This window comes from Thermophilibacter provencensis (assembly GCF_900128445.1).
Taxonomy (GTDB): domain Bacteria; phylum Actinomycetota; class Coriobacteriia; order Coriobacteriales; family Atopobiaceae; genus Thermophilibacter; species Thermophilibacter provencensis.
This window is the reverse complement of record NZ_LT671417.1, coordinates 2,343,433-2,368,415: the sequence shown is the minus strand read 5'-3', so window position 1 is coordinate 2,368,415 and position 24,983 is coordinate 2,343,433. Positions and strand designations below refer to the sequence as shown.

Here is a 24,983-nt window from a genome sequence, read left to right as displayed (position 1 = left end):
GGACGGCGGCCGCCTGCCGCCCCCGTTCGGCGTTTGCACGAGCAAACTCGCCACAGCGCGTGGAGAGAAGAACGGACAACGCCTCTACCTGCTAAGACGCAAATGATCGTCATCCCAGTGTCCCCGTCTGTGGAGTTTGCCCGTGCAAACGCGGGAGGGGCGTCAGGGTGGGACGTCGCGCACTTGGGTATAACAGCCTCAGGCGGCAATCGAGGCGAGGAGGAGCCATGAGCGACATCATCCAGGGCATGCTCGACCGCAGGAGCATCCGCGCGTACACCGACGAGGTGCCGAGCCGGGAGCTGATCGACCAGGTCGTCGAGGCCGGCCTCTGGGCTGCGAGCGGCATGAACCGCCAGGGCCCCATCATCGTGGCCGTCACGAACCGCGAGCTGCGCGATCGCCTCTCCGCCATGAACGCCGAGGTCATCGGCGACCCCAGCCGCGACCCGTTCTATGGCGCGCCGGTGGTCCTCGTGGTGCTCGCCCCGCGCGGCGAGCGCAACCGCGTCTACGACGGAAGCCTCGTCATGGGCAACCTAATGCTCGCCGCGCACGCGCTGGGGCTCGGCAGCTGCTGGATCCACCGCGCCCGCGAGGAGTTCGACACCCCCGAGGGCAAGGCCATCCTCACCGAGCTGGGCATCGAGGGCGACTACGAGGGCATCGGCCACTGCATCCTGGGGTACCCGGCCGAGACGCCGGAGCCCAAGCCGAGAAGAGACGGTCGCGTGTTTTACGCGGAGTAGGCCGAGCCGGCCGCGCGTTCTGTTAGCCTAGGAAGGCGCCGGGTTCTTCTCGGCGTCTTTTTTCGTGGACGGGAGTGAGCAACGTGGACCTCAGCCAAGCCATAGAGTGCGCGAGCGCCTTCGTGTTCCCCGGGTTCCTCACGGATGACGCCTCGCTCTCCGCCGAGCGCGCCAAGAACGAGGAGGCGCTCGGGGTCCTGCGCGCCGCGTGGGCGGAGGCGCCTGCCGGCCGCGAGCCGTTCTCCTACGACCTCGTCCTCTCCCTCGCGGACCGCAACCGCGACGTCTGCGACCGCTTTGGCATAGAGAAGCTGCGCGACCTCTCTCCCTCGAGCCTCGCGCGCGGCCTCTCCGCGGCCGACCTCATCCATGCCGTCGCCGTGCTCCAGCACCGAACCGACGCGCAGGTGACGGCGCTCGCCGGCGCGGACGCGCGCGACCTCAACGTGGCCTGGGTGGACGCTCCGGTCTCCGGCATGGTCGTGGGGATCGACATCGAGACCACCGACCGCGACCCGGCGCGCGGCTACATCATCAACGTGGGCCTGGAGTTCATGACCATCGGGCCCAAGGCCAGGCCGCACGACCCCTTTGCCGGCTACTTCGGCCTGCCCGAGATGTATGCCGAGAAGGGCGTGCCGCTCGCGGACATCCACAAGATCCAGTGGTCCGACCTCGACGGGAAGACCCCCTTCCGAGAGGACAAGCAGGTGCAGAGGGCCCTGCTCGCCGCGCTCACCGCCTACCCGTTCATGGCGCACAACGCCGCCTTCGAGGACTCGTGGTTCATGCTGCACATCGACGGCTACGCCGAGGCCCGCAAGGCCGGGCGCGTGGTGGTTGTGGACTCGCGCGACATCTGCCGCCGCGTGGACCCCGAGACGCGAATCCTGCCCCACGAGCAGAGGCCTGCGTCGCTTGAGAGCTGGGCGCGCCGTCGCGGCACGCTCAAGGCGGGGGAATCCGAGCGCCACCTCGGCCTCGACGACGTGGAGCTCATGCTCGCCACCGTCCAGGCGGAGTTCACGGCCCGCAACATGCTCGCCTGACGTCCCGGCGAGCGGGCCGGGCCCTTCGGCGTCCGCCGCGGGTACGTACGCCCCATCTCTGGATGCGTACACACCTCGGGGGTCGACGTCCTTCTCGCCAAGCGAGCTGCCTGCGGCTCCTTGTTTGCATGGTACCGCATGAATTATGAAATTTTGTACGCACCCGGAGGTGGGGTGTGCGTACCCGGGAGAGTGGGCATCCGGAGGCGCCCGCCGCGCCGAGAAGTGCTAGGCTTATCGGCCGCGCTTCGCAACGGCTTGCGATTGAATCTGCGACCGAAGGAGACCTATGAGCGAGAAGGACGCCGCCGCCGGGCTCGTCGAGTTCGTCCGTGCGTGCCCGAGCATGTTCCACACTGCCGCTGAGATCTGCCGCCGCCTCGACGCCGCCGGCTTTACCCGCCTGCGCGAGGCGGATGCCTGGGAGATGGTGCCGGGGGGCAGTTACTACGTCGTCCGCAACAACTCGAGCGTCGTTGCCCTGAAGGTGGGCGACGAGCTCGGCGCCCCGTCCCGCAGGGCGCCCCACCACTTCCAGATGGCCGCCGCGCACGGCGACTCGCCCACCTACAAGGTCAAGGCGGTGCCCGTGCTCGAGGGGCCGGAGGGGTACCTCCGCCTTGACGTCGAGGCCTACGGCGGCATGCTCGACCATACGTGGCTGGACCGCCCGCTCGGCCTTGCGGGCCGCGTGCTCGTGCGCGACGGGGCGCGCGTGGAGAGCCGCCTCGTGGACATCGCGGATGACGTCTGCCTCATCCCGAGCCTCGCCATCCACCTCGACCGCACGAGCGGCCTCTCGCCAGAGCTCAACCGCGCGGTGGACCTCTGCCCGCTCTTCTCGGCGGGCGAGCTTCCCGCGGGGGCCTTCGACGAGATGGTGGCCGAGGCCGCGGGCTGCGAGCCGGCGGACGTCCTCGCGCGCGACCTCTTCCTCGTGGCCCACGAGGAGCCGCGCGTCTGGGGCCGCGCTGGCGAGTTCGTCTCCGCAGGCCATCTCGACGACCTCCAGTGCGCCTATGTGGCGCTCGAGGCCTTCCTCGCGGCGGATAACCCGGGCGACGTGAGCGTCTACGCGTGCTTCGACAACGAGGAGGTGGGCTCGGGCACCAAGCAGGGGGCGCTGTCCACGCTGCTCGCCGACACGCTCTCCCGCACGAGCGCGGCGCTCGGCCGCACGCCCGAGGAGCATCTGCGCGCGCTTGCCAGCTCCATGCTCGTGAGCTGCGACAACGCGCATGCCGTTCACCCGGCCCACCCCGAGAAGTACGATGCGGCGAACCGGTGTCGCCTCAACGGCGGCCTCGTCATCAAGGAGGCGGCCAACCAGCGCTACTGCACAGACGCGTTCAGCCGCGCCGCCTTCATTGCCGTTCTCGATCGCGCGGGGGTGCCGTATCAGACCTTTGCCAACCGCTCGGACGTGCCCGGCGGCTCCACGCTCGGCAACCTCTCCAACACCCAGGTGAGCGTGCACGCCGTGGACGTGGGTCTCCCGCAGCTTGCGATGCACTCCGTCTTTGAGACGGCGGGCGCGCGCGACACGGCCCTCGGGATCGCGGCGCTCGAGGCGTTCTACGAGGCGGACCTCCTCATCGACGGCGCCGACGGGGTGGAGATCCGCTAGGGGTCGGCGTCGCCCGCGCCGGTGCCGTCCAGTCCGCCGCCAGCATGCGGTCTGCCGGGATGCGGGCGCAAATTCGCGGGCGGGCAGCCTCGGTCCGCGCGGCGCGCAGGGAATCGCCCGGGCGTGGGGACGCGGGGCGCAAAAGGGCGCGGGGCCCCGTCGAGGACCCCGCGCCCGCCTTCTCGCCCGTTGGACGCGCCCTACTCGTCGCCGAAGCTGATACCGAGGGCCTTGGCCTCCTTGACGAGGTCGCCCTTGGGGTCGACGTACTTGAGCTTGCCGGCCACGTCCTCGAGCGGCACGCGGCACATCTTGCCGTTGACCTGCGCGATCATGACGCCGTACTTGCCCTTGAGGCAGGAGAGCGCCGCCTCGACGCCGCACTGGGTGGCAAAGATGCGGTCCTGGGCGTCCGGCTGCCCGCCGCGCTGGGTGTGGCCGGGGATGGCGATGCGAATCTCGCGGCCGGTGCGCTTGTCGATCTCCGCCGCGATGTCGTAGGCGACCGACGGGGTGGTGCGTGCCGCCACGAGCTTCTTGTACTCCTTCTTCGAGAGCGCGGCCTCCTCCTTGGAGATGGCGCCCTCCGCCACCACGACGATGGTGAAGCGCGAGCCGGCCTTGTCGCGGTCCTCGATGACGCGGATGACGTTCTCGATGTCGTAGGGGATCTCGGGGATGAGGATGACGTCGGCGCCGCCGGCCACGCCCGCGTAGAGCGGGATCCAGCCGACCTTGTGGCCCATGATCTCGATCACGAAGACGCGACCGTGGGAGCTCGCGGTGGTGTGGATCTCATCGATGCAGCGGGTGGCCACCTCGACGGAGCTCGTGAAGCCGAAGGTCATGTCGGTGCCGTAGGTGTCGTTGTCGATGGTCTTGGGAAGCGCGATGACGTTCAGGCCCTCCTGGGAGAGGCGGTTGGCGGTCTTGGTGGAGCCGTTGCCGCCGAGCATGAACAGGCAGTCCAGCTTGAGCTTCCTGTAGGTGTCCTTCATGGCCTGGACCTTGTTGACGCCGTCGGCCTCGGGCGTGTCGAGCAGCTTGAAGGGGGTGCGGCTCGTGCCGAGGACGGTTCCGCCGCGGGTGAGCAGGCCGGAGAAGTCGCGGTTGTCCATCATGCGGTAGCGCTCGTAGATGAGGCCCTGGTAGCCGTCCTCGAAGCCATAGACCTCGACGGGCTCCTTGGACTGGCGGTAGAGCGTCTTGACGATGCCGCGCATGGTTGCGTTGAGCGCCTGGCAGTCGCCGCCGCTCGTGAGAAGACCGACTCGAAGCATGGTGCATCCTTCCCCTCGTGCTCACAGATAGTCAAAGTATGCACCTCGTTCGGTGTGATGCGGAATAATCTCCGTGAGCGGTATCGTTCCCAGTGTGACAGGGGGACGGAGGCTTTGTCACCGCTCTGTCCCCCTGTCACCACTGCTACCATGACGATAAGAGCGTCGAGCTGAGGAGGAGCCATGAGGGCTGACGAGCGACGAGAGGTGGCCGAGGCAGTGGCGGCGGGACGTCGCGCGCTCACCTCGCTTGAGACGGCGGCGGACGCCCTCGGCAGCGCGAGCAACTGGGGCCTCTTCGACATCCTCGCCGGCGGCATCATCTCGAGCCTCGTCAAACGCTCCCGGCTCGATGACGCCGAGGAGGCGCTCGAGCGCGCCCGCGCCGACCTCTATGCGTTCACGCGCGAGGTCTCGGACGTCCGCGGCATCGAGGAGCTCCGCGTGAACGTGGGTGGCCTCGCCTCCGCGCTCGACATCCTCGTGGACAATCCCTTCGTTGACCTCTACGTGCAGAAGCGCATCGATGACGCCGAGGAGAACGTGCAGGCGGCGATCAAGGCAACCAAGACGGTGCTCCGCCGCCTCGAGGCACTGAGCTAAGGCTCCCGGGGCGCGCCGGCCAACGGGATGCTGCCCCCATCGGGTCTCTCTATCCTGGCAGAAGGCCTCGCCATGGGATTGTGCGCCTCTCTGAGGATTAGCCTGCGTAAGTAGTGTAGTTTGCGGGCGCCCCCTCAAGTAGCCTCTCGCCGCGTGACGAGCAAATCCGCTGGCACACGAATTGCCACCAGCTGGGCAGTACTTCACGGGGCGGCCGCAAACTACACTACAAAAGAGCGAGTCGGTCAGATTGTCGGGAAAATGCGTTCCGCGGGGGCGGACTCCCGTAGACAACCGTTTCCGTTTGCGAACGCCCGTGGCGAGCCCGCCCCATTCGCCATACATTCGCCATAAAATCTCCCCATCTGTGGTTTGGGTTCCAGAAAGGGTAGGGCAAATGCAGGAGATTCTCCATGCGCCCCACGAGCAGATCGAGCAGATCCAGCTCGAGGGCATCAAGAAGACCGTGATCGCGTGCTACGAGAACGTGCCGTTCTACAAGAAGAGCTTCGACGACGCCGGCTTTGACCCGTATGCCGTCAAGACCCTCGATGACCTGCAGAAGGCGCCGTTCGTCACCAAGCAGGACCTGCGCGACAACTACCCCTACGGCATGTTTGCCACGCCCCTCTCCGAGGTGAAGGAGATCCACATGTCCTCCGGCACCACCGGAGTGGCGACGGTGGGCGGCTACACGCAGCATGACCTCGACATCTGGGGCGAGTGCTTCGCGCGCGGCATCGAGTACGCCAACGGTGGCAAGGACGACGTCGTCCACGTCTGCTACGGCTACGGCCTCTTCACCGGCGGCCTGGGCGCGCACTACGGCGGACTCTACTCCGGCGCCACCACGATCCCCATGTCTGCGGGCAACACCGAGCGCCAGATCCGCGTGCTCAAGGAGATGGGCTCCACGATCATCTGCTGCACGCCGAGCTACGCCATGCACATCGCCGACACCGCCCTCGAGATGGGCATCGACCCGGCGCGCGACTTCCACCTGCGCGCGGGCATCCACGGGGCCGAGCCCTTCTCCGACAACTTCCGTCGTGACCTCGAGCGCAAGCTCAACTACCACGTGCTCGACGTCTACGGCCTCACCGAGACCATGGGCCCGGGCGTGGCCATCGAGTGCTGGGAGCAGGACGGCCTGCACCTGGCCGAGGACCACTTCTACGCGGAGATCATCGACCCCAACACCGGCGAGGTCCTGCCCGACGGCGAGTGGGGCGAGCTCGTGCTCACCACCATCGACCGCGAGGCATCTCCGGTCGTGCGCTACCGCACGCGTGACATCACGCGCATCCTGCCGGGCGAGTGCGCCTGCGGCTGCACGCATCGCCGCATCGACCGCATCCACGGCCGCACCGACGACATGCTCATCATCCGCGGCGTCAACGTCTTCCCGAGCCAGATCGAGGACGTCATGAAGACCTTCGACCAGGTCTCGTCCTGGTACCAGATCGAGGTCGACACCGACCACCGCTCGCTCGACATGGTCACGCTCAAGGCCGAGGTCAACCCCGGCTTTGCCTTTGACTCCGTCGCCGCGGTCGAGCGCCTGCAGAAGGAGATCTCTGCGCGCCTCAAGACCGCGCTCTCCGTGGGAGTCAAGGTCAAGCTCGTGGAGCCCAAGACCATCGCGCGCAGCGAGGGCAAGGCCAAGCGCATCGTCGACCTGCGAAAGGGGATCAAGTAATGATTGACCAGATTACGGTTTTCCTCGAGAACAAGCGCGGCCGCATCGCGTCTCTGTGCCGCACCCTCGGTGACGCCAACATCAACATGGCCGCGCTCTCCGTGGCCGACACCACCGAGTACGGCATCGTGCGCATCATCTGCAGCGACACCGACGCCGCGATCGCCGCGCTCGACGCCGGCGGCTATCGCGCCGTCAAGACCAAGGTCATGGCCATCGCCGTCCCGCACCACCCGGGCGGTGCCGCGGACCTGCTCGAGAAGCTCGACGACCTCGACGTGGACATCGAGTACTTCTACTGCTTCTCCACGACAGACGACCTCGCGGTACTGGCGCTCAAGATCTCCGATCCCGCGAGCGCCGCTGAGGCGAGCTGGGCCATCGAGAAGGCCGGCTTCCACGTCTTTGACCAGGACGAGATCGAGTAGGCACCTTTCGCACGCCTGCCCCTTGACGGTCCTGCCATACAACGCATGTATGGCAGGACCGTCTCATATGTATTTTACCGAGGGTCCTCGTCCGCCTACCATAGAGGGCGTTCCAACCGCGTCATTGGAGGCAGCGCATGATTCTTGGCATGGGCGTTCCCGAGCTCGCCGTCATTCTCGTCATCGTCCTCGTGATCTTCGGGCCGAAGAACCTGCCCAAGATCGGCTCTGCCATCGGGAAGACCGTCAAGAACGTGCGCGAGGGCATGGAGGAGGGCTCCGGCGACTCGGGCCCCTCCTCCGAGCCCTCCGTCTCTCCCATCGAGGCGTCGGATGCCGAGAAGGACGATGGCCTCCGGTAACGCATCTGCAGGCTGACCCCGCGCCCCCGGGACCTCCTTCCCGCCCGGGGGCGCCCCCATGCCGGGACGGCCTGTCGCCGGGACCCCGCGCGGCGGGTCCGCGGGAGGCGGCGGCCCGTTCGTCCTTCTCTCCCGCGCTGCTGCCCCTAGCCCAGCTCGCCGAGGAGTGCCACGACGCGCTCCGCGAGCGTCGTGAGCGCGCGGTCCGCCTTCCAGATGACCGCCGCACGCGTCTCGAGGTCCTTCTCGGTCACCGTCTTGATGAATTGCTCCCCGGTGTCGCAGACCCTCAGCATCGAGCGGGGGACGAGCCCCACGCCCAGGCCTGCCGCCGCCCACGCGCAGGTGGTGCGCTCGTCCTCTGTGACGCAGGCAAGGCGCGGCTCGAGGTGGCGCGTCGCGAGGGCGTGGCCCACCCGCTCGGAGAGCCGCCGGTCGCAGATGAGCGGGCTTGAGACGAGCTCCTCGAGCGAGACCTCAAGCTCGCCGCCCGTCTCCATCGACGGCGGCATCACGGCGACGAGGGGCTCGGAGGGAGCGTAGCGACAGCGCAGCCCGGTGCTGGCAAAGGGCGTTCGCACCACGCCGACCTCGGCGATGCCGCTCGTCACGAGCTCGATCACGGCGGGGACGCTTCCCTCGCGGACCTCGAACGACACGCTCTCGCTGCCGGCAAGCTCTCGGAGCCGCGCGCTGGGCACGAGCCCGGCCGCCCCCGCGCAGACCGCGAGGCATGCGGTGCCCGTGAGGCCCCTCCCCACGCTCGAGACCTCGCGCGCCGTGGCGGTGGCCATGGCGAGGATGTGCGCGGCGCGCTCGTAGAGGAGCCTGCCGGCGTCGGTGGGGGTGACGCCGCGCGGCCCTCGGTGGACGAGCTTGCAGCCGAGCTCCCGTTCGAGCTGCGCAAGCTCGTAGGAAAGCGGCGGCTGCGAGATGTGAAGGCGCCTCGCGGCGGCAGTGACCTGCCCCTCCTCGACGATTGCGACGAAGTACTCGAGCTGCTTGAGATTCATGGTTCCTCCCGGGAGCCCGTGCGGTATAGAAGGATTGTATCGCTCGCACGCGCCGGCCCCGAGAGCGCGCTGCCGGGCCGGGGCTGCTGAGGTCCCGCGGCGGCCCGTCACGCTCAGGCGGCGTTCCCCATGACGCGTTCCTGCCAAAGCCCTGACGCTGGGCTTATCTTCAGGCGAAGAGTCTGAGTAGGGAGTTGTTGTGATTTTGTCAAGACCTTTTCGACAGATGGGCGAATTGGGTATAACGAACGATGTAACCGGAAGAGAGGAAAGGAGGGAAGGATATGACCAAGGTCAAGAACATGGGCTCCCGCCAGCGCAAGGTGCTGAGGGCGTGCCACAACGGCTGGTTCATGAGCGGCGAGTACCGCGCGCTCTTCGACGGCCACGAGCGTCGTTTCTGGGCTGACAGCCCCAAGATGCTGTTCAACGACGTTGACCAGTGGTTCTCCGCTCACGAGCAGAACCACGCTGACTCGCACCTGCTCGTCAAGTGCGTCCGCGCGGCGTAGCGCCAGCGCCCTAACGAGAGGTCGAGCGGAGCCTGCGGGCTCCATTTTTTTGCCGCGAGGTCGGGGTGCGTCAAACGCGCCGACTGGGTCCTGCTCAGCGGCTCCCGACGTCGGTCGCGTGCGCGAGCATGAGCGCGAGTATGACGGCGAGGCCGCGCCGGAGGCTGTCCTTCTCGATCCACTCCTCGCGCGTGTGGAGGAGGTCTCCCTCCACGGTGCCCACGGTGTGGGCGCAGACTCCCAGCGAGAGCGGTATGTTCGCGTCGGTCGAGGACTCCTGGTGGATGGGCGTCACGCCGCCGAGCTCGCGCAGCACCTCGTCGGTTCGGGCGATGAGCTCGCCCTGTCCCGCGGGGATGCGCTCGCCGGACGCGGGGCGTCGGCCGATGAGCTTGACGTCGATGCGCGAGCCCTTCCGCAGGTGCTCCTCCACGAGCCCCACGAACTTCCCGTACATCAGCTCGAGGCACTCCTCGGACGCGGAGCGGTACTCGACGAGCACGCTCGCGTCCTCGGCGATGGAGTTCACGGTGGTGCCGCCCTCAAACCGGCCGACGTTGATGGTGGTCTTGGCGGCGGTGGGGAGCTCCATCGCGTAGAGGTCCTCGATGAGGGAGCAGAGCTCTTCGATGGCGTTGTCGCGCCCGAAGTTCTCCCACGAGTGTCCGCCCTGCGTGTGACACATGACCCTCCAGCGATGCGAGCCGACGGCCGACACCACGTGCATGCCCAGGTAGAGGTCGAACGAGGTGAACTCGCGCACGCGGCCGTCGTACTGGCGGAAGAGCTCCCGCGTGCCGGCGAGGTTGCCGAGCCCCTCCTCGCAGGAGTTGGCCACGACGAGCAGCGGCCGGTCGAGGGCGATGCGGTTGCGCATGAGGTAGCGGGCGGCGAGGAGCAGCCCCACGAGGTTGGCGGTGTCGTCGCCCACGCCGGGCGCGAGCAGGCGCGTCGCGCTCTCGGCGAGCGGCAGCGGCTCGGTGTCGGGGAAGACTACGTCGGTGTGGGCGGCAAAGACGGCGATCCCGTCGTCCGCCGCGCCGGCGCCGGCGGGAAGCGAGAGGATCACGTTCTTCGCGTCGTCGATGCGCACGGACCCCACCGGGGCGCCCTGCGCGAGCAGCCAGTCGCGGATAAACTCGGCGCGGCGCTCCTCGTGTCCGGAGGGGGCGGGAATCTGCGCGAGCGTGCGGAGCAGCTCGAGCTCCTCCTCATGGCACTCGTCGGCGTAGGCGGTGGCAAGCTGCTTGATCTTCTCGTTCACGATGGCTCCCGGCGCGTCTCATGACAGGGGTGACAGGGTCAATTGTCACACTATTCTCTTATGACAGTTGACCCTGTCACCTTTGTCAACCTCTGTCGTGCTTTGCCGAGAAGAACGCGCCGCCCGCGGAGTCGGCTTCCGCCAACATGACGCTTTGGGCGCATACTACCCTGCGGACGGCTGGCATTCCGGCACTCGCGACCCAAGGGGGAATCACAGCATGGCAGTCAACCGCTTCGTCCTGAACAACATCTCCTACCACGGCTCTGGCGCGATCAAGGAGATTCCCGGCGAGCTTACGCGCCGCGGCTACAAGAAGGCCTTCGTCTGCTCCGACCCCGACCTCGTGAAGTTTGGCGTCGTGGCCAAGGTGACCGACCTGCTCGACGATGCCGGCATCGCCTGGGAGCTCTACTCCGAGATCAAGCCCAACCCCACGATCAAGAACGTCCAGGACGGCGTCGAGGCGTACAAGGCCTCCGGTGCCGACTGCATCGTCACCATCGGCGGCGGCTCCTCCATGGACACCGCCAAGGGCATTGGCATCATCGTCGCCAACCCCGAGTTCGCCGACGTCGTCTCCCTCGAGGGCGTGGCCCCCACCAAGAAGCACGCCGTCTTCACCATCGCCGTGCCCACCACCGCCGGCACCGCGGCAGAGGTCACGATCAACTACGTGATCACCGACCCCGAGAAGGTCCGCAAGTTCGTGTGCGTCGACGTCAACGACATCCCCGACGTCGCCGTGGTCGATCCCGACATGATGGCCTCCATGCCCGCCGGCCTTACCGCCGCCACCGGCATGGACGCGCTCACGCACGCCATCGAGGGCTACACCACCCAGGGCGCCTGGGAGCTCTCCGACATGTTCCACTACAAGGCCATCCAGCTCATCTCGAAGCACCTGCGCGACGCCGTGGCCGAGGCCAAGAGCGGCGTGCCCGGCTCCGGCCGTGAGGGCATGGCGCTCGCCCAGTACATCGCCGGCATGGGCTTCTCCAACGTGGGCCTGGGAATCGACCACGCCATGGCGCACACGCTCTCCGCGCACTACGACACCCCGCACGGCGTCGCCTGCGCGATGCTGCTCCCGGTTGCGATGGAGTACAACAAGCCCGTCGTGACCAAGCGCCTGGCCGAGGTGGCCGTGGCCATGGGCGTCGACACCACCGGCATGACCGACGAAGGGGCCGCAGACGCCGCGATCGCCGCCGTGCGCCAGCTCTCTGCCGACGTCAACATCAAGCCCACCTGCGACGGCCTGCTGGAGGCCGACCTCGACCAGCTCGCCGACGACGCCATCGCCGACGCCTGCTTCCCGGGCAACCCGCGCGAGGCCGACCACTCCGCCGTCGTCGAGCTCTTCCGCAAGGTGATGGCGTAGCGTCCTTACCGTCGCTGGGGCGCCCCGCCCCTTTGCACGCATGTTGCTTCGCGCATAGCGCTCAGGAAACATGCTTTGCAAAGGGGCGGGGCGCCGCCGTTTCGGGGCTGCTTTACCGCTGGAAAAGAATGCTGCTTCGCGCTTTGCGCTCAGGAAGCTTGCTTTGCGAGAAGGGCGGGGCTCGCCGTTTCGGGGCTCCTTGACGGGGAATAAGAGCAGCGTGGCAAGAAGGACGGAGGGGCTGTGGCGGACGTTCGGGACTATCTGGAGCTGCGCGGGGACATCACGCTCGCCGAGCGGCCGTTCAACGACGTGGACAACCTCGTGCTGGCGACCCTTTCCTACCTCGACTTCACGGGCGTCGTCGGGGGCCCTGACGAGCCGGGCACGCGCCTTACGGACGCGTGCGGCGAGCTGCTCGCCCGTTCGGGCGGGGACTTGGCCTCGCGCGTGCGCTCGCTCGCGACGATCGACGAGCGATTCGTGGTGGCGGCCGGCGGCTCGTCCCGTTTCGGCGACGCCCTCCTGCGCGACTACGTCGACGTGCGCGACGACGAGCGCGTGATTCAGTTCTCCGCCGTCACCGCCGATCTCGACAACGGCGAGACCTACGTCGCCTTCCGGGGCACCGACACCACGCTCGTGGGCTGGCGCGAGAACTTCGTCCTGAGCTTCGCCGTCACGCAGGCGCAGCGCGCCGCCGCCGACTACCTCGCCCGAGAGCTCGAGCGTGCCGCCGCGCGGGGCTGCCGCGTGCGCGTGGGCGGACACTCGAAGGGCGGGAACCTCGCCGCCTACGCCGCCGCGAGCGCGCCCGTCCTTCTTTCCGGCGCGATCGAGCGCGTCTACAGCAATGACGGACCCGGCATGGACCGCTCGGTGTTGCCCGTGAGCTGCCATGACGTGATGGGGGAGCGCTACACGCGCATCATCCCCTCCTACAGCGTCGTGGGTCGGTTCTTCTCGGACGACGCTCCCGCCACCATCGTGAGGAGCTCCGCGGAGCGCAGCCTCCAGCACGACCCGATCTCCTGGCAGGTGGGCCCTGCGGGGTTCGTGGAGGCGGACGGTCCTGACCCGGAGTGCCTCGTCGTGGCGCGCTCGTTCTCGGCATGGCTCGCGCGGCTCGACCCCGAGGACCGCCGTCTGCTCACCGACGAGCTCTTCGACGCGCTCTCGGCCGGTGGCGCCACGACCTTCGAGGACCTCTGTGCCACGCCGGCCGCCATCCAGAAGGTCATCGGCTCGCTGAGGGAGGTCGACCCGCGCACGCGCGACATGATGCGCAGCCTCCTCGGGGAGCTCGTGGGGGCTGGCGTGGCGGCTGCGGGAGAGGCGATCACGGATGCCGCCGCTGGCGCGGCGACGCGGGCCGCGCGTCGGGTCGCCGGACTCGTCGGCGCGCCGAGGGACCAGGAGGGGGAGGAGAATTAATCCGCCCTCTGGGAGCCCTCCGGAGCGTTTTCCCTGTTGAGCAGAAGCCGTCGCGCCCACAGGGCGGATTATTATTTTGGGCCCCTAGTCGTCCGCCCCGATGACGCCGCCCACGAGCATGCTCACGAGCGAGATCACGATCGAGCCGAGGATCGCCGAGAAGAGCGAGTCGATGGCGATGCCGGCGTGGAAGATGTTGCGCGAGAGCCAGCTCGCGAGCTCGAGCACGAACGCGTTGACCACCAGATAGAAGATGCCGAGCGTGGCGATGGTGAAGGGTATGGCGAGCGCCTGCATCACCGGCTTCACGGTGGCGTTGAGCAGCGCGAGCACGAGTGCGCAGACGATTGGCCCCACCCAGGTGCCACCGACCGGCACGATCCCGGGCACGAGCCAGACGGCCACCGCGCACGCGATGGCCGTCACGAACCACTTTCCGAGGAAGCCCATCAGATTCTCCTTTCGTTCCTGCGGGTAGGATACCCAAGATGGCGCAGGATGACACGCCTTGCGGCCGACCGTCGGCGCGGGGTCCGCATCGAGGGAGGAAGCATGCAGCTGCTTGTCAGCATCGAGGACGCGTCGGGCGGCGAGCGCGTTTGCGCGGAGACTCCGGACGGAGCCGTCTCGGTCGAGGTTGTGCCCGCTCCGGGGTCGCTGGACGAGGGCTCCTGCCAGCTTGCCGTGCTTCCCGACGGGACGGCCCGCGTGGTCGGGGGCGAGGTGCCAGCCAGCGCCCGGCGCCTGGCGACGGTTCGTGCGACGGGCGTGTCCGCGACGGAGCTGCGCCGGGCCATCGCGTCTCCCCGTGAGCCCGGCCCCGGGCGCGCCGACGAGGTCGCCCCCGTCCTTCTTGCCCTTCGCGCCGTGGGGGTCTTTCCGGGGGAGGCCCCCGGGCCCTCAGGGGGCCGCTCCGCGGGCAAGGCCCGGCATCGCTGGCGCCCCGAGCTCGCCGAGCTCCCGCTCCGCGTTCGCCACGAGGGGAGCGAGGCCACGGTCGTCTGGGAGGCTCGCGACCGCCTGCGGGTCCTCGCCGGGGCGACGCTTCGGGCTGAGCCCCCGCTCAACCGCGACGGGAGCCTCGGGTTTGCCGCGCGCTTCGCGCTTCGGCTGCGCGAGGAGCACGCAGATGCCATCTCGGGCGCGCGCACGACGGAGGACATCGTGCTCAGGAGCGTGAACGAGGTTGGCCACCTGCTCTACTTCGCAGGGACCAACAGCTGGCTCGTGCTGCGCGACGACGCCGGGCGCACGCTCGACGAGCTCTCGCGCTAGCGCTCCGCGGGCGCGCCGCGCTGCGCTATGCTGGGTGCACCCGACCGAGAGGAGCCGCCATGCCCGTCGTCCACACCTACTGCTCCGCGCCCATCGCGCCCGAGGCCCGCGAGGCGCTCAAGTCCGCCTACGGCCGCGCGATCGAGGCCGTGCCCGGCAAGTCCGAGTCCTGGCTCATGTGCCTCTTCGAGGACGACGCCCACATCTACTTCGCGGGCGACGACTCCGAGCCGTGCGCCCTCGTCGACGTGAGCGTGTTCGCGCGCTCCGAGGTGCCCGCGTCCGCATGGGAGCGCTTCACCGAGGAGGTGACGCCCGCGATCTGCCGCGAGCTGGGCGTGGATCCCGCCCGGGTCTACATCCGCTACGGCTGGACGCCGAGCTTCGGCTGGAACGGCGCCAACTTCTGATGGGCGAGATGGATGACGCGGCGCGCCTCGCCGCCTACGACGAGTTCGCCGCCGGCGTGCGTGACGAGCTCGAGGCCACGAAGGCGCGCATGGGCGAGCTGGCGGCGGCCGGCAGGGTGAAGAGCGCCACGTACCGCCAGCTCTTCGCCGCGCGCGTCACGCTCAGGGAGATCGACGCGCGCCTTCGCGAGCGCGGTCTGTGAATTGGGGACAGTCCCCAATTCACAGACCCTGGCGACCCCGCGGTAGTGTATCCGTCCGGTGTCCGAATGCCCTTGCGTCGTTGACACCCGGCGACGCCCCGCCTAAGTTGTGCGTAGTGCAGCAGGCGAGAAGAACGTGGGGGATTGCGTCATGGGCATCAGGACATGCGTGGTGGGGGCGACGGGATACGCGGGCGTCGAGGCCTGTCGTCTGGTCCTCGGTCACCCCGAGCTCGAGCTGGCCATGGCAACGGACCGCAAGGAGGCCGGCACGCGCCTGGACGACGTCTACCCGTCGCTGGCGGGCGCGTGCGACGTGGTGCTCTCGCTCCCGGAGCCCGACGCCATCGCCGCGGCGGCCGACGTGGCCTTCCTCGCCGTGCCGCACACCGCGAGCCTCGCGCTCACTCCGGAGCTGCTCGCGCGCGGCGTGCACGTGATTGACCTCTCCGCCGACTACCGCCTGCACGACCCGGCCGTCTACGAGGCCTGGTACGCCACCCCGCACACGAGCCCCGAGCTCCTCGCGCAGACCGTCTACGGCCTGCCGGAGCTCTTCCGCGGCGGCCTGTCCGAGCTCGCCGCCCGCCGCGCCGCCGGGGAGGCGGTGCTCGTGGCCGTGCCGGGCTGCTATCCCACGGCCACGGCGCTCGCCGCAGCGCCGGCGCTCTCCGCGGGCCTTGCGATGGGCGACCTCGTGATCGCGGACGCCATCTCGGGCGTCTCCGGCGCCGGGCGCGGCTGCAACGCGCGCACGCACTTCTGCCATGCCAACGAGTCCGTCGAGGCCTACGGCGTGGCCAAGCACCGTCACACGCCGGAGATCGAGCAGACGCTCTCCGAGGTGGCGGAGCGCGAGGTGTCCGTCGTCTTCACGCCGCATCTGGCCCCGCTCACGCGCGGGCTTCTCTCCACGGTCTACCTCGAGGCCGCCCCTGACGTGACCGTCGAGGACGTGCAGGCGGCCTATGAGCGCGCCTACGCCGACGAGCCGCTGGTCACGACGCTTCCCGCGGGGAGCATGCCCGCCACCGCCTCCGTGGCCGCCACCGCGCGCGCCCAGGTGGGCGTGACGCTCGACGCGCGACGACGACGCACGATCATCGCGTCCTGCGCGATCGACAACCTCGGGAAGGGGGCGGCCGCCCAGGCCGTCCAGTGCGCCAACATCGTGCTGGGCCTCCCCGAGACCGCCGGGCTCCTCGCCCCGGCCCCCCTCATCTGAAACGTCCGTCCCGCCTGGTCGGGACTGATTGGAGCATGACGTACGCTCACGTCGGGCCTCATGAAGGGCGGCCGGGAGCACGCCGGCCTCCAAAACCGAAGCGCGTCGCTTCCCGTGCTCGCCAGGCATCCCCGTCCGGGACGGCCGACCAAATGGAGAAGAACATGAACGACATCCAGCCGCTTGCGGTCCCCGCGGCGTCCGATGCGCCCGAGGCCTGCGGCTTCTCTCCCTGCGAGGGCGGCGTCTGCGCCGCCTCCGGCATCAGCGCCGCCGGCGTATCGGCGGGTTTCCGCAGAAACCCCAACCGCCTTGACCTCGCGCTCGTCGTCGCGGACGAGCCCTGTGTCGTGGCGGCCACGTTCACGACCAACCGCTTCTGCGCGGCGCCCGTCACGGTGAGCCGAGCGCACGCGGCGGACGGGCGCGCCCGCGCCGTGGTGCTCAACTCCGGCAACGCCAACGCCGCGACCGGGGAGCCGGGCCTTGCCTGCGCCGAGCGCGCCTGCGGGCGTGTGGCCGCCGAGCTGGGGTGCGCCGCCGAGGACGTGCTCGTGTGCTCCACGGGCGTGATCGGCGTGCCGCTGCCGTGGGAGCCCTACGAGGCGGGCGTGCCGGCCGCCGTGGCCGCGCTCTCGCCCGACGCCTCCGGCGCGCATGACGCGGCCTGCGCCGTCATGACCACGGACACCGTGCCCAAGGAGGTCTCGCTTGCGGGCGAGGCCCCGCAGGTGGGCGGCGGAACCGTGGCCGTGCGCGTGGGCGGCTTCGTCAAGGGCTCGGGCATGATCCAGCCCAACATGGCCACGATGCTCGCGGTGCTCGCCACGGACGCCCCGCTCACGGCCGAGGCGGCGCGCGAGGCCCTGCGCTCCGCCGTGGGCCAGAGCTTCAACAAGGTGACCGTTGACTCGGACACCTCCACCAACGACACCTGCATCCTGTTCGCCACCGGCGCGGCGGGCGGCGAGGCGATCGACCTCTCGCATCCCGCGTACCCGGTCGTGGCGGCGGCGGTGCGCGGCGCGTGCGTGGAGCTGGCCCGCAAGATCGCCGCGGACGGGGAGGGCTCCACGAAGCTCGTCACCGTGACCGTCACGGGCGCCGCCACGGACTCCGACGCGGACGCCGTGGCTCGCGCGATCGCCAACTCGCCGCTCGTGAAGACCGCGATCTTCGGCCACGATGCCAACTGGGGGCGCGTGGCCGCCGCCGCCGGCAAGTGCGGGGTGCCCTTCGACCAGCATGCCGTGGACATCGACTTTTTGGGCGTGCCGGTCTGTCGCGCCGGCCTCACCGTCCCCATGGACGAGGAGGACATGCTGCGCCGCTTCGAGGCGCCGGAGATCGACATCACGGTGAGCCTGGGCATGGGCGAGGCGTCCACCCGCGTCTGGACCTGCGACCTCACCCATGACTACGTCACGATTAACGGAGACTACCGCACGTAGCGCCCCGTATGGGTCCGCGGCCGCGGACGACCCCACGTTCTTCTCTCCAGCAAGTCTAAAGGAGCAACCATGAAGCAGCGCGACAGGCAGGAGCGCGAGCGCGCGTCCTCGAAGGTCGACGTCCTGAACGAGGCCCTGCCGTGGATCCACCGCATGGCAGGCAAGACCTTTGTCATCAAGTACGGCGGATCGGCCATGGAGAACCCCGAGCTCTGCCGCCAGGTCGTGGCGGATATCGAGATGCTCAAGCTGCTGGGCATCCGCATCGTGCTCGTGCACGGCGGCGGCAAGGCCATCAGCTCGCACGTGAAGGCGCTGGGGCTCCCCGTCACCTTCAAGGGCGGCCTGCGCGTGACCGACGACGCCACGATGGAGGCCGTGCGCGAGGTGCTGGTGGGCAAGGTCAACCAGGACCTCGTCTGGGCGCTCAACGAGTACGGGCACAACGCCGTGGGCATCTCCGGCGCGGACGGCAAGACCCTGAAGGCCGAGCAGATCGACCCCGAGCTCGGCCGCGTGGGCCGCATCCGCGAGGTGGACCCGAGCCTCATCGAGACCATCCTCGAGGACGGCTACATTCCCGTGGTCGCCACGGTGGGGTGCGCGCCGGACGGCTTCTTCAACATCAACGCGGACGTGGCGGCCGGCAAGATTGCCGAGGCCATGGGCGCCGACAAGCTCATCTACCTCACGGACGTCGACGGCCTCTACGGCGACGTCGCCGACGAGGACTCGCTCATCCAGAGCCTCACGCGCTCCGAGACCCACGATCTGCTCGACTCCGGCACGCTCGACGGCGGCATGCTGCCCAAGATCCGCTCCATCGCCGAGGCCCTCGACGCGGGCGTCTCCGAGGTCGTCATTCTCAACGGAACCTTCCCGCATTCGCTGCTATTGGAGATCTTCACCGACGCGGGCTGCGGTACCATGTTCACGCAGGACAATGCCTAGGGGAAAGGATGTCCCATGCCAGCTGACGAGAAGAACGACATGCCGACCTTCTCGACCGTCTCGGAGCGGGTCATGAAGGCTGACGCCGACTACGTCATGCACACCTACGGTCGCTATCCCGTCGAGTTCGTCTCGGGGCACGACGCCACGCTCGTGGACTCCACGGGCCGGGAGTATCTCGACCTGCTCGGCGGCATCGGCTGCGCGAGCCTCGGCCACTGCAACCCCACCGTCGCCGACGCCATCCGAGACCAGCTCGGACTCGTCTGGCAGACGAGCAACTACTTCTATGACGAGAAGCGCGCCCGCCTCGCCGCGGCGCTCTCCACGATGCTCTCCACCACCACCGACGAGGGCGGCCACGTCGTGGGCTCCACCGGCACGCGCTGGCGCACCTTCTTCGCCAACTCCGGCGCCGAGGCCAACGAGGGCGCCATCAAGCTCGCTCGCCGCTGGGGCGAGGTCAAGCTGGGCGGCGCGAGCACCATCGTGACCGCGCGAAAGAGCTTCCACGGTCGCACGCTCGCCACGCTTGCTGCCACGGGCCAGGACAAGTTCCACCGCAGCTTCCGCCCGCTGCCCGAGGGCTTCGTCACCGTGGCCCTGAACGACATCTACGCACTGCGCGAGCGCGTTGAGCGCGGCGGCGTCTGCGCCGTCATGCTCGAGTGCGTGCAGGGCGAGGGCGGCGTCTGGAACGCCAACTACGACTACCTTCGCGACGTGCGTGATCTCTGCACCGAGAAGGGCATCCTGCTCGTCATCGACGAGGTGCAGACGGGCTTCTATCGCTGCGGCTCCCCGTTCTGCTACCAGCGCTCGGAGATCGAGCCCGATGTGGTGAGCATGGCCAAGGGCATCGCGGACGGGTTCCCAATGGGGGCCGTCGCCGCCCGCGCGAAGGTGGCCGACCTCATGGGCCCCGGGGACCACGGCTCCACGTTCGGCGGCAACCCGCTCGCCTGCGCGGCGGGCCTCGCCTGCGTGAGCGCCCTCACCGACCTGGGCATCGGCGAGCACGTCCTGTCCGTCGGCCGGCACCTGCGCCACCGCCTCACCGCCATGGACCACGTGGTGGACGTGCGCGGGCACGGCCTCATGCGCGGGGCCGAGCTCGACGCGCCGATCGCCGCGCGCGTGGTGGAGGAGGGCCTCGCCGACGGCCTGGTGCTCAACCACATCGGCGACTCCATCCTGCGCTTCCTCCCGCCGCTCGTGATTACGCGCGCCGAGGTCGACGACGCCTGCGACCGCCTCGAGAAGATCATCGCGCGCCTGGCGTAGGCCTTCGCTCGCATCACTGCCATCTCGGGCGGGGTCCGGACGTCCCCTGGGGCGTCCGGGCCCCGCCCGTTCTTCTCGCCGGCCCGTCTGTCCTCGTCCTTCTCGCCATGCGTATTCCGGGGTTTTCGCACATTGCAGTTTGCGCGTGCAAAACTTTGAACTACCGCATGCGCAACTTGGAATGAGGGCCCCATTTGGCCGCAAATCTGAAGATGCGCGTGCCGAGAAGGACGCGGAAACTCCAATGTCCACCAATCGGGATTTACGCATCCTCGTCATGCCAGCGCTGTGATGCCGGCATCAGCTGGGAGAGAAGGACGCTTCGTGCCAGAACGACGTCAGGGTCATCGAGGCGCTGCCGCATCCTTCGCTTGAAGGACGGGCCTTCGTACGGTGCGAACTTCTCAACGAGCTGGGCGAGAAACGCCCGGACGGCCTTCTCGCTGTGCGCGTCCTTCTTGGTCACGGGGAAGTAGTCGATGCCGCACAGCTCGTAGTCTCGTGCCCGATTGCAGTCCTCGGCCAGCGCCTCCTCGCTCGCATGGTCCTTCCCCTGGTGCTCGCATGCCGCGCGGTAGAGCGCCCAGTAGAAGTCGGGGCGCATGGTCTGGTGGCTGACGAGCGCGCTGACCTCGTCGGGCCATTCCAGAGGGACGTTCTGGAGGGGCCTTTGAAGGTGCATGCCGCCGAGGCGCGGCGGAAGGCAGAACGCGTGATACCACAGCGTCTCCATGGTGGAGCCCGAGCCGTCGTTGGCATATCCAGCTGCCATGCGCGCGAGTGTGTGACCATGAAGGCCGCTCGCTGATTCGAGGAACGACGCTGCCTCGGCGACTGAGGAGACCGGGGGAAGGTCATAGACGACCTCGCCCGAGGCGGGGGAGAGGGGGTCGCGCGCGTACGAGCCGCAGAGCTCCATGAGAAAACCGCTGAGGCGGACGAGTGCGGCGTTTCTCGTGAGGCGCCCCCTGCGGACCAGCTTGCCGAGGGATTGGGCAGCGCTGAGGAGCGAGAGCCCGGCCGCCTCGACAAACACGTGAACGGGCTCCCCTGCCGCAGTGGGGGGCGGTCCTCCTGTCGAGCTGATGAGCTCCAGGTACGAGCTGTCGGGCAGGCGGGCGAGGTTGGGGACCGCTCGGACGATGCCGCACTGGCTGCGGGACGCATCGTCCGCAAAGCGCAGGGAGACGGGCTGCATGCGCGTGGGCGCGAGGATGCCTTCGGGAAGAGCGGAGGTCAGGCTCGAGGCGTCGATCCGACCATGGTCGCGGTGGATCTCCTCCCTGTCCGCGGGAATCAGCGCAAGGTCCTCTGTTCTTCGGGCGTGGCGTAATACCTTCAGGGAGTCCTCGTGCGCAAGGAAGATGTCCATGAGCCTCCTCTCTTCGTGGTGACGGGAGGCTAGCAGAGGGGGCTTTCACGAAGCTGACGATTCCATTCCCCTGGGCGTGCGGCAGGCTTTCCGCGAGGGGGGTGCGGGCGGTTTAGGGCGAGGTGGGGCTCCTGCGAGAGAACGTGAGGCGTGTTTCGCCTGTTTGCGCGAGAGCTTGCGGATTCTTAGGAACTACACGTTTACAGGCGGTGTTGATGCGGGCGGCCGCGTGAGGATGCGCGGACTGCGGTTTTCGGACATCTCAAATTACGCGTGCAAAATATCTAACTAGATGACGCGTAATCTAGAAAATGCATGCAGATGTATGGGAAATCCCCGTCTACGCATCTTCAGGAGGACGCGCAAGCGGGGATTGCTGAAAAGGCGAGATTGCGCGTGCCTCCCGGACCATGCCGCGGCCGGCCAGGCCTACGCCGTGCGCTCCGGGACGCGCAGCATCACGACGAACCCCACGACGAAGAGCACCGCGATCGAGAGCACGCCGAGGCTGGAGTTGCCGGTGAGCGCGGTGAACGTGCCCACGAGGAACGTGCCCAGGATGGCGGCGTACTTGCCAAAGATGTCGAAGAAGCCGAAGTACTCGTTGGCGCGCTCCTTGGGGCAGAGCTTGCCGAACTCGGAGCGGCTGAGCGCCTGGATGCCGCCCTGGAACATGCCCACGAGGATGGCCAGGAACCAGAACTCGGCGGCCGAGCGCAGGAAGAACGCGGCGAAGAGGGTGATGCCAAAGTAGGCCGCGATCGCGATGAGAAGCATGCGGCGCGTGCCGTACCTGGACGAGAGGCGCCCGTAGATGATGGCGCTCGGGAACGCCACGAACTGCGTGACCAAGAGCGCAAGCACGAGCTGCGTGGAGTCGATCCCCAGCTCGGTTCCGTAGCTCGTCGAGAGCTTGATGATGGTGTGCACGCCGTCGATGTAGAAGAAGTACGCGATCATGTAGTAGCGGATGGCGCGGTTGGCCCAAATCTCGCGCAGCGTCCCCGCGAGGCCGCGGATGGCGCGGGAGACGGCGTGCGGCTCGCGCGGCTTGAAGTGCCTCTGCTGGACGTTCTTGAGCAGCGGGACGGTGAAGACGGCCCACCACGCGCCGGTGATGATGAACGCAATCTGCATGGCGGTCTGCAGGGCGATGCCCAGCGCCTCGTAGCCCAGGACCACGCCCAGGCACGCGATGAAGGGCACGCAGCTGCCGATATAGCCCCAGGCGTAGCCCTGGGAGGAGATCTCGTCCATGCGGTCGTCGGTCGTGGTGTCGACCAGCAGCGCGTCGTAGAAGACCATCGAGGAGTTCAGCGCCACCGAGGAGATGACGTAGATGATCAGAAACGCCAGGGCCGCGGTCACAAAGCCGAGCGCCACCGTGGCCACCACGCCCGTGCCCACGCAGCCGACGATGAACCTCTTCTTCATGCCCTGCATGTCCGCAATCGACCCCAGCACGGGCATGAGCAGCGCGATGATGAGGGACGCCACCGTCTCGGCATAGCTCCACGCCACCACGACCCCGCCGTCGGGGGAGAGGGAGGAGAAGTAGATCGGGATCACGCTCGTGGCGAGAAGAACGAGCGCGGAGTTGCCCACGTCGTAGACAATCCAGCTCTTCTCTGCCCTGGTCATCTTCTGGCTAGCCATGAGGCTCCTCCCGTTGTGGCGACGCAGCGTTTCCATGGTAGTCGAGCGCGGGGCATGCGGGCGGTAAGAAGTGCGTAAAAGCGGCCGGGCCGCGCCATGGGCGCCTGGCTTGCATGGCACGCGCGCCGCGTGAGGCAAACAAACCCGACGCCGATGGCGCGACCCTCCGGCGCGGCCGCGTGGCATAATCGGGTGAGCACACACGACGAAAGGCGCGCCATGCCCGCGATCCTCACGCACGACCTCTTTGGCCGGGAGTCCCTCGACGAGGTACGGGACCTGCTCGGCTTCAGGACAGATGACGAGACCGACGCGTTCCTCCTGGGCAACCAGGGGCCGGACCCCCTCTTCTACCTGGTGATCGATCCGCTCATGCGCAAGTGGTCGCCGCTCGGCAACGCCATGCACGCGGCGCGCCCGGCGCTTCTGCTGCTCGCCATGCGCGAGGCCGCCGCCGGCCTCGAGGGCCGCGAGCGCACCCTCGCGCGGGCCTACGTGGCCGGCTTCGCCTGCCACTGGCTGCTCGACTCCACCGTGCACCCCCTCGTCTACCACTGGCAGAACGGCATCTGCGACGCGGGCGTGGAGGGGCTCGACGAGCGCGCCGCCTCGAAGGTCCATGCGGAGATCGAGCGCGACCTCGACGAGGCCGTGCTCTTCTCGCTCACCGGCCAGACGGTCGCGACGTATCGCCCCCACGCCCGCACGCTCGCCGCGAGCCATGAGGTGCTTGCGGCCGTGGACAAGGTGTACTTCTACGTTGCCCTGTGGGTCTACGGCAAGGCCATCGATCCGAGGACCTTCTCCACGGCGGCGATTGAGTTCCGCCTGGTGCAGCGCGTCTTCGACTCGCCGGGCGGCCGCAAGCGCGCGGTCATCGGCACCCTCGAGCGGGCTCTCGGCCGCACGCCCTTCTCGCTCGTCTGCGCGATGTCGCACCGCGACCGGGCCGACACCCGCTCCGCCTTCGACAACCGCGAGCACGGCGCCTGGGAGAACCCCTTCACGGGCGAGGTCAGCGAGGACGGCTTCTGGGACCTCTGGGCAAGGGCCCGCGGCCGGGTGGGCGAGGTCATCCCAGGGCTCTGCTCGCCGGACATCGACCTCGCCGCCATGCGCGAGCTCACGGGCGACCTCAGCTTCGAGGGGGCTCCCTCGGCGCCGGACGCGCCCTTCACGTGGTAGCGCGCGCCGCACGACCGCGCCCGGACACCCCGCCCGCCTCATCGGAGGCCACCCGTCACGTCATGCAGGCAAACCGGAGCAAGGACACCAAGCCTGAGCTCAAGGTGCGCGCCGCGCTGCGGGAGGCGGGGCTCACGGGCTATAGGCTCCACTGGAAGAAGGCGCCGGGCCGCCCGGACGTGTGCTTCCCCGGGCGTCGCGTGGCCATCTTCGTGCACGGGTGCTTCTGGCACCGCTGCCCCCACTGCTCCCCCTCGCGCCCCAAGACGCACTCTGCCTTCTGGCAGGACAAGTTCGCGCGCAACCGCGCCCGTGACGCGCGCGACAGCGCCCGGCTCGTGGAGGCGGGATGGACGGTCGTGGTGGTGTGGGAGTGCCGCCTCAAGGGCGCCCGCCTCGAGCCGACCATGCGCGAGGTGGTCTCGGTGGTGCGCGCGGCGGGGGAGGGCCATCTTCCCGCCCGCGTCATCGAGGTCGGCTCCTCGCCCGCCTGGGTGCTCAGGATGCGCCGCTCGCGCCGCAAAACGCGACGCTCCTAGGCCATGCTCCGACCGCTCGCCCGCCCGC

At 68.6% G+C, this 24,983-nt stretch carries 25 protein-coding genes; 19 read left to right on the top strand and 6 right to left on the bottom strand.

The features are described from left to right. Positions 1-227 precede the first annotated feature (227 nt). The 3 genes from BQ7391_RS10700 (at position 228) to BQ7391_RS10690 (ending at position 3,425) form a co-directional block, all read left to right on the top strand. Positions 228-749: a nitroreductase family protein gene (locus tag BQ7391_RS10700; RefSeq protein WP_075280599.1), complete on the top strand. Its 522-nt coding sequence runs from the start codon at positions 228-230 to the stop codon at positions 747-749. 83 nt (positions 750-832) lie between these two features. Beyond that, positions 833-1,798, top strand: a complete 966-nt coding sequence (locus tag BQ7391_RS10695; protein ID WP_075280992.1) for a 3'-5' exonuclease — start codon at positions 833-835, stop codon at positions 1,796-1,798. 289 nt (positions 1,799-2,087) lie between these two features. Then, on the top strand, positions 2,088-3,425 hold the full coding sequence (locus BQ7391_RS10690; RefSeq protein ID WP_075280598.1) for a M18 family aminopeptidase: 1,338 nt from the start codon (positions 2,088-2,090) through the stop codon (positions 3,423-3,425). A gap of 200 nt (positions 3,426-3,625) precedes the next feature. Here BQ7391_RS10690 and BQ7391_RS10685 read toward each other — a convergent pair whose 3' ends face one another. After that, positions 3,626-4,705, bottom strand: a complete 1,080-nt coding sequence (locus tag BQ7391_RS10685) for a 6-phosphofructokinase (RefSeq protein WP_075280597.1) — start codon at positions 4,703-4,705, stop codon at positions 3,626-3,628. A 183-nt stretch (positions 4,706-4,888) separates the two neighbouring features. Between BQ7391_RS10685 and BQ7391_RS10680 the strand changes: the two genes are divergently transcribed. The 4 genes from BQ7391_RS10680 (at position 4,889) to tatA (ending at position 7,797) form a co-directional block, all read left to right on the top strand. Continuing rightward, positions 4,889-5,308, top strand: coding sequence for a hypothetical protein (locus tag BQ7391_RS10680; RefSeq protein WP_075280596.1), 420 nt, complete (start codon positions 4,889-4,891; stop codon positions 5,306-5,308). 397 nt (positions 5,309-5,705) lie between these two features. Beyond that, positions 5,706-7,007 carry a phenylacetate--CoA ligase family protein gene (locus BQ7391_RS10675; protein WP_075280595.1) on the top strand — a complete coding sequence of 434 codons (1,302 nt, stop codon included), beginning with the start codon at positions 5,706-5,708 and terminating at the stop codon, positions 7,005-7,007. Next, the gene (locus BQ7391_RS10670; protein WP_075280594.1) at positions 7,007-7,435 is read left to right on the top strand and encodes an amino acid-binding protein; all 429 of its coding nucleotides are present in this window, start codon (positions 7,007-7,009) and stop codon (positions 7,433-7,435) included. The genes BQ7391_RS10675 and BQ7391_RS10670 overlap by 1 nt, the downstream gene beginning before the upstream one ends. A gap of 137 nt (positions 7,436-7,572) precedes the next feature. Then, complete coding sequence (tatA, locus tag BQ7391_RS10665) at positions 7,573-7,797, top strand: twin-arginine translocase TatA/TatE family subunit (RefSeq protein WP_075280593.1); 225 nt, start codon at positions 7,573-7,575, stop codon at positions 7,795-7,797. 146 nt (positions 7,798-7,943) lie between these two features. Here tatA and BQ7391_RS10660 read toward each other — a convergent pair whose 3' ends face one another. Next, a complete protein-coding gene (locus BQ7391_RS10660; RefSeq protein ID WP_075280592.1) occupies positions 7,944-8,810 on the bottom strand; it encodes a LysR family transcriptional regulator in 867 nt (288 codons plus the stop codon). Positions 8,811-9,094: 284 nt separating this feature from the next. Between BQ7391_RS10660 and BQ7391_RS10655 the strand changes: the two genes are divergently transcribed. Continuing rightward, positions 9,095-9,322: a hypothetical protein gene (locus BQ7391_RS10655; protein ID WP_075280591.1), complete on the top strand. Its 228-nt coding sequence runs from the start codon at positions 9,095-9,097 to the stop codon at positions 9,320-9,322. Positions 9,323-9,416: 94 nt separating this feature from the next. Here the strand turns inward: BQ7391_RS10655 and BQ7391_RS10650 are convergent, their stop codons facing one another. After that, positions 9,417-10,586, bottom strand: a complete 1,170-nt coding sequence (locus BQ7391_RS10650) for a M20/M25/M40 family metallo-hydrolase (protein ID WP_075280590.1) — start codon at positions 10,584-10,586, stop codon at positions 9,417-9,419. A gap of 220 nt (positions 10,587-10,806) precedes the next feature. Between BQ7391_RS10650 and fucO the strand changes: the two genes are divergently transcribed. Next, positions 10,807-11,970: a lactaldehyde reductase gene (gene fucO / locus BQ7391_RS10645; RefSeq protein ID WP_075280589.1), complete on the top strand. Its 1,164-nt coding sequence runs from the start codon at positions 10,807-10,809 to the stop codon at positions 11,968-11,970. Positions 11,971-12,213: 243 nt separating this feature from the next. Beyond that, positions 12,214-13,404 (top strand): Mbeg1-like protein, encoded by a 1,191-nt coding sequence (locus BQ7391_RS10640; RefSeq protein WP_075280588.1) that lies wholly within the window; start codon positions 12,214-12,216, stop codon positions 13,402-13,404. A gap of 84 nt (positions 13,405-13,488) precedes the next feature. Here the strand turns inward: BQ7391_RS10640 and BQ7391_RS10635 are convergent, their stop codons facing one another. Beyond that, positions 13,489-13,854 carry a phage holin family protein gene (locus tag BQ7391_RS10635; protein ID WP_075280587.1) on the bottom strand — a complete coding sequence of 122 codons (366 nt, stop codon included), beginning with the start codon at positions 13,852-13,854 and terminating at the stop codon, positions 13,489-13,491. A gap of 102 nt (positions 13,855-13,956) precedes the next feature. On the opposite strand from BQ7391_RS10635, the gene BQ7391_RS10630 reads away from it, so the two are divergent. From BQ7391_RS10630 to BQ7391_RS10600, 7 genes are all read left to right on the top strand, one after another. Continuing rightward, positions 13,957-14,679: a hypothetical protein gene (locus BQ7391_RS10630; protein ID WP_075280586.1), complete on the top strand. Its 723-nt coding sequence runs from the start codon at positions 13,957-13,959 to the stop codon at positions 14,677-14,679. Between the two features lie 59 nt (positions 14,680-14,738). Next, a complete protein-coding gene (locus BQ7391_RS10625) occupies positions 14,739-15,089 on the top strand; it encodes a tautomerase family protein (RefSeq protein WP_075280585.1) in 351 nt (116 codons plus the stop codon). Further along, positions 15,089-15,292 (top strand): hypothetical protein, encoded by a 204-nt coding sequence (locus BQ7391_RS10620; protein WP_075280584.1) that lies wholly within the window; start codon positions 15,089-15,091, stop codon positions 15,290-15,292. The genes BQ7391_RS10625 and BQ7391_RS10620 overlap by 1 nt, the downstream gene beginning before the upstream one ends. A gap of 151 nt (positions 15,293-15,443) precedes the next feature. Continuing rightward, complete coding sequence (gene argC / locus BQ7391_RS10615; protein WP_075280583.1) at positions 15,444-16,517, top strand: N-acetyl-gamma-glutamyl-phosphate reductase; 1,074 nt, start codon at positions 15,444-15,446, stop codon at positions 16,515-16,517. 164 nt (positions 16,518-16,681) lie between these two features. After that, positions 16,682-17,968 carry a bifunctional glutamate N-acetyltransferase/amino-acid acetyltransferase ArgJ gene (argJ, locus tag BQ7391_RS10610; protein ID WP_075280582.1) on the top strand — a complete coding sequence of 429 codons (1,287 nt, stop codon included), beginning with the start codon at positions 16,682-16,684 and terminating at the stop codon, positions 17,966-17,968. 69 nt (positions 17,969-18,037) lie between these two features. Then, on the top strand, positions 18,038-18,919 hold the full coding sequence (argB, locus tag BQ7391_RS10605; RefSeq protein ID WP_075280581.1) for an acetylglutamate kinase: 882 nt from the start codon (positions 18,038-18,040) through the stop codon (positions 18,917-18,919). Between the two features lie 15 nt (positions 18,920-18,934). Then, on the top strand, positions 18,935-20,203 hold the full coding sequence (locus BQ7391_RS10600) for an aspartate aminotransferase family protein (protein WP_235858666.1): 1,269 nt from the start codon (positions 18,935-18,937) through the stop codon (positions 20,201-20,203). Between the two features lie 262 nt (positions 20,204-20,465). On the opposite strand, the gene BQ7391_RS10595 is transcribed toward BQ7391_RS10600, so the two are convergent. Both BQ7391_RS10595 and BQ7391_RS10590 read right to left on the bottom strand, forming a co-directional pair. Further along, positions 20,466-21,575 carry a hypothetical protein gene (locus tag BQ7391_RS10595; protein ID WP_075280580.1) on the bottom strand — a complete coding sequence of 370 codons (1,110 nt, stop codon included), beginning with the start codon at positions 21,573-21,575 and terminating at the stop codon, positions 20,466-20,468. A gap of 429 nt (positions 21,576-22,004) precedes the next feature. Continuing rightward, positions 22,005-23,231, bottom strand: coding sequence for an MFS transporter (locus BQ7391_RS10590; RefSeq protein WP_075280579.1), 1,227 nt, complete (start codon positions 23,229-23,231; stop codon positions 22,005-22,007). Positions 23,232-23,450: 219 nt separating this feature from the next. On the opposite strand from BQ7391_RS10590, the gene BQ7391_RS10585 reads away from it, so the two are divergent. Both BQ7391_RS10585 and BQ7391_RS10580 read left to right on the top strand, forming a co-directional pair. Continuing rightward, positions 23,451-24,416 (top strand): hypothetical protein, encoded by a 966-nt coding sequence (locus BQ7391_RS10585; RefSeq protein WP_075280578.1) that lies wholly within the window; start codon positions 23,451-23,453, stop codon positions 24,414-24,416. Continuing rightward, positions 24,410-24,955, top strand: coding sequence for a very short patch repair endonuclease (locus tag BQ7391_RS10580; RefSeq protein ID WP_268874304.1), 546 nt, complete (start codon positions 24,410-24,412; stop codon positions 24,953-24,955). The genes BQ7391_RS10585 and BQ7391_RS10580 overlap by 7 nt, the downstream gene beginning before the upstream one ends. The last annotated feature ends 28 nt before the right edge of the window (positions 24,956-24,983 follow it).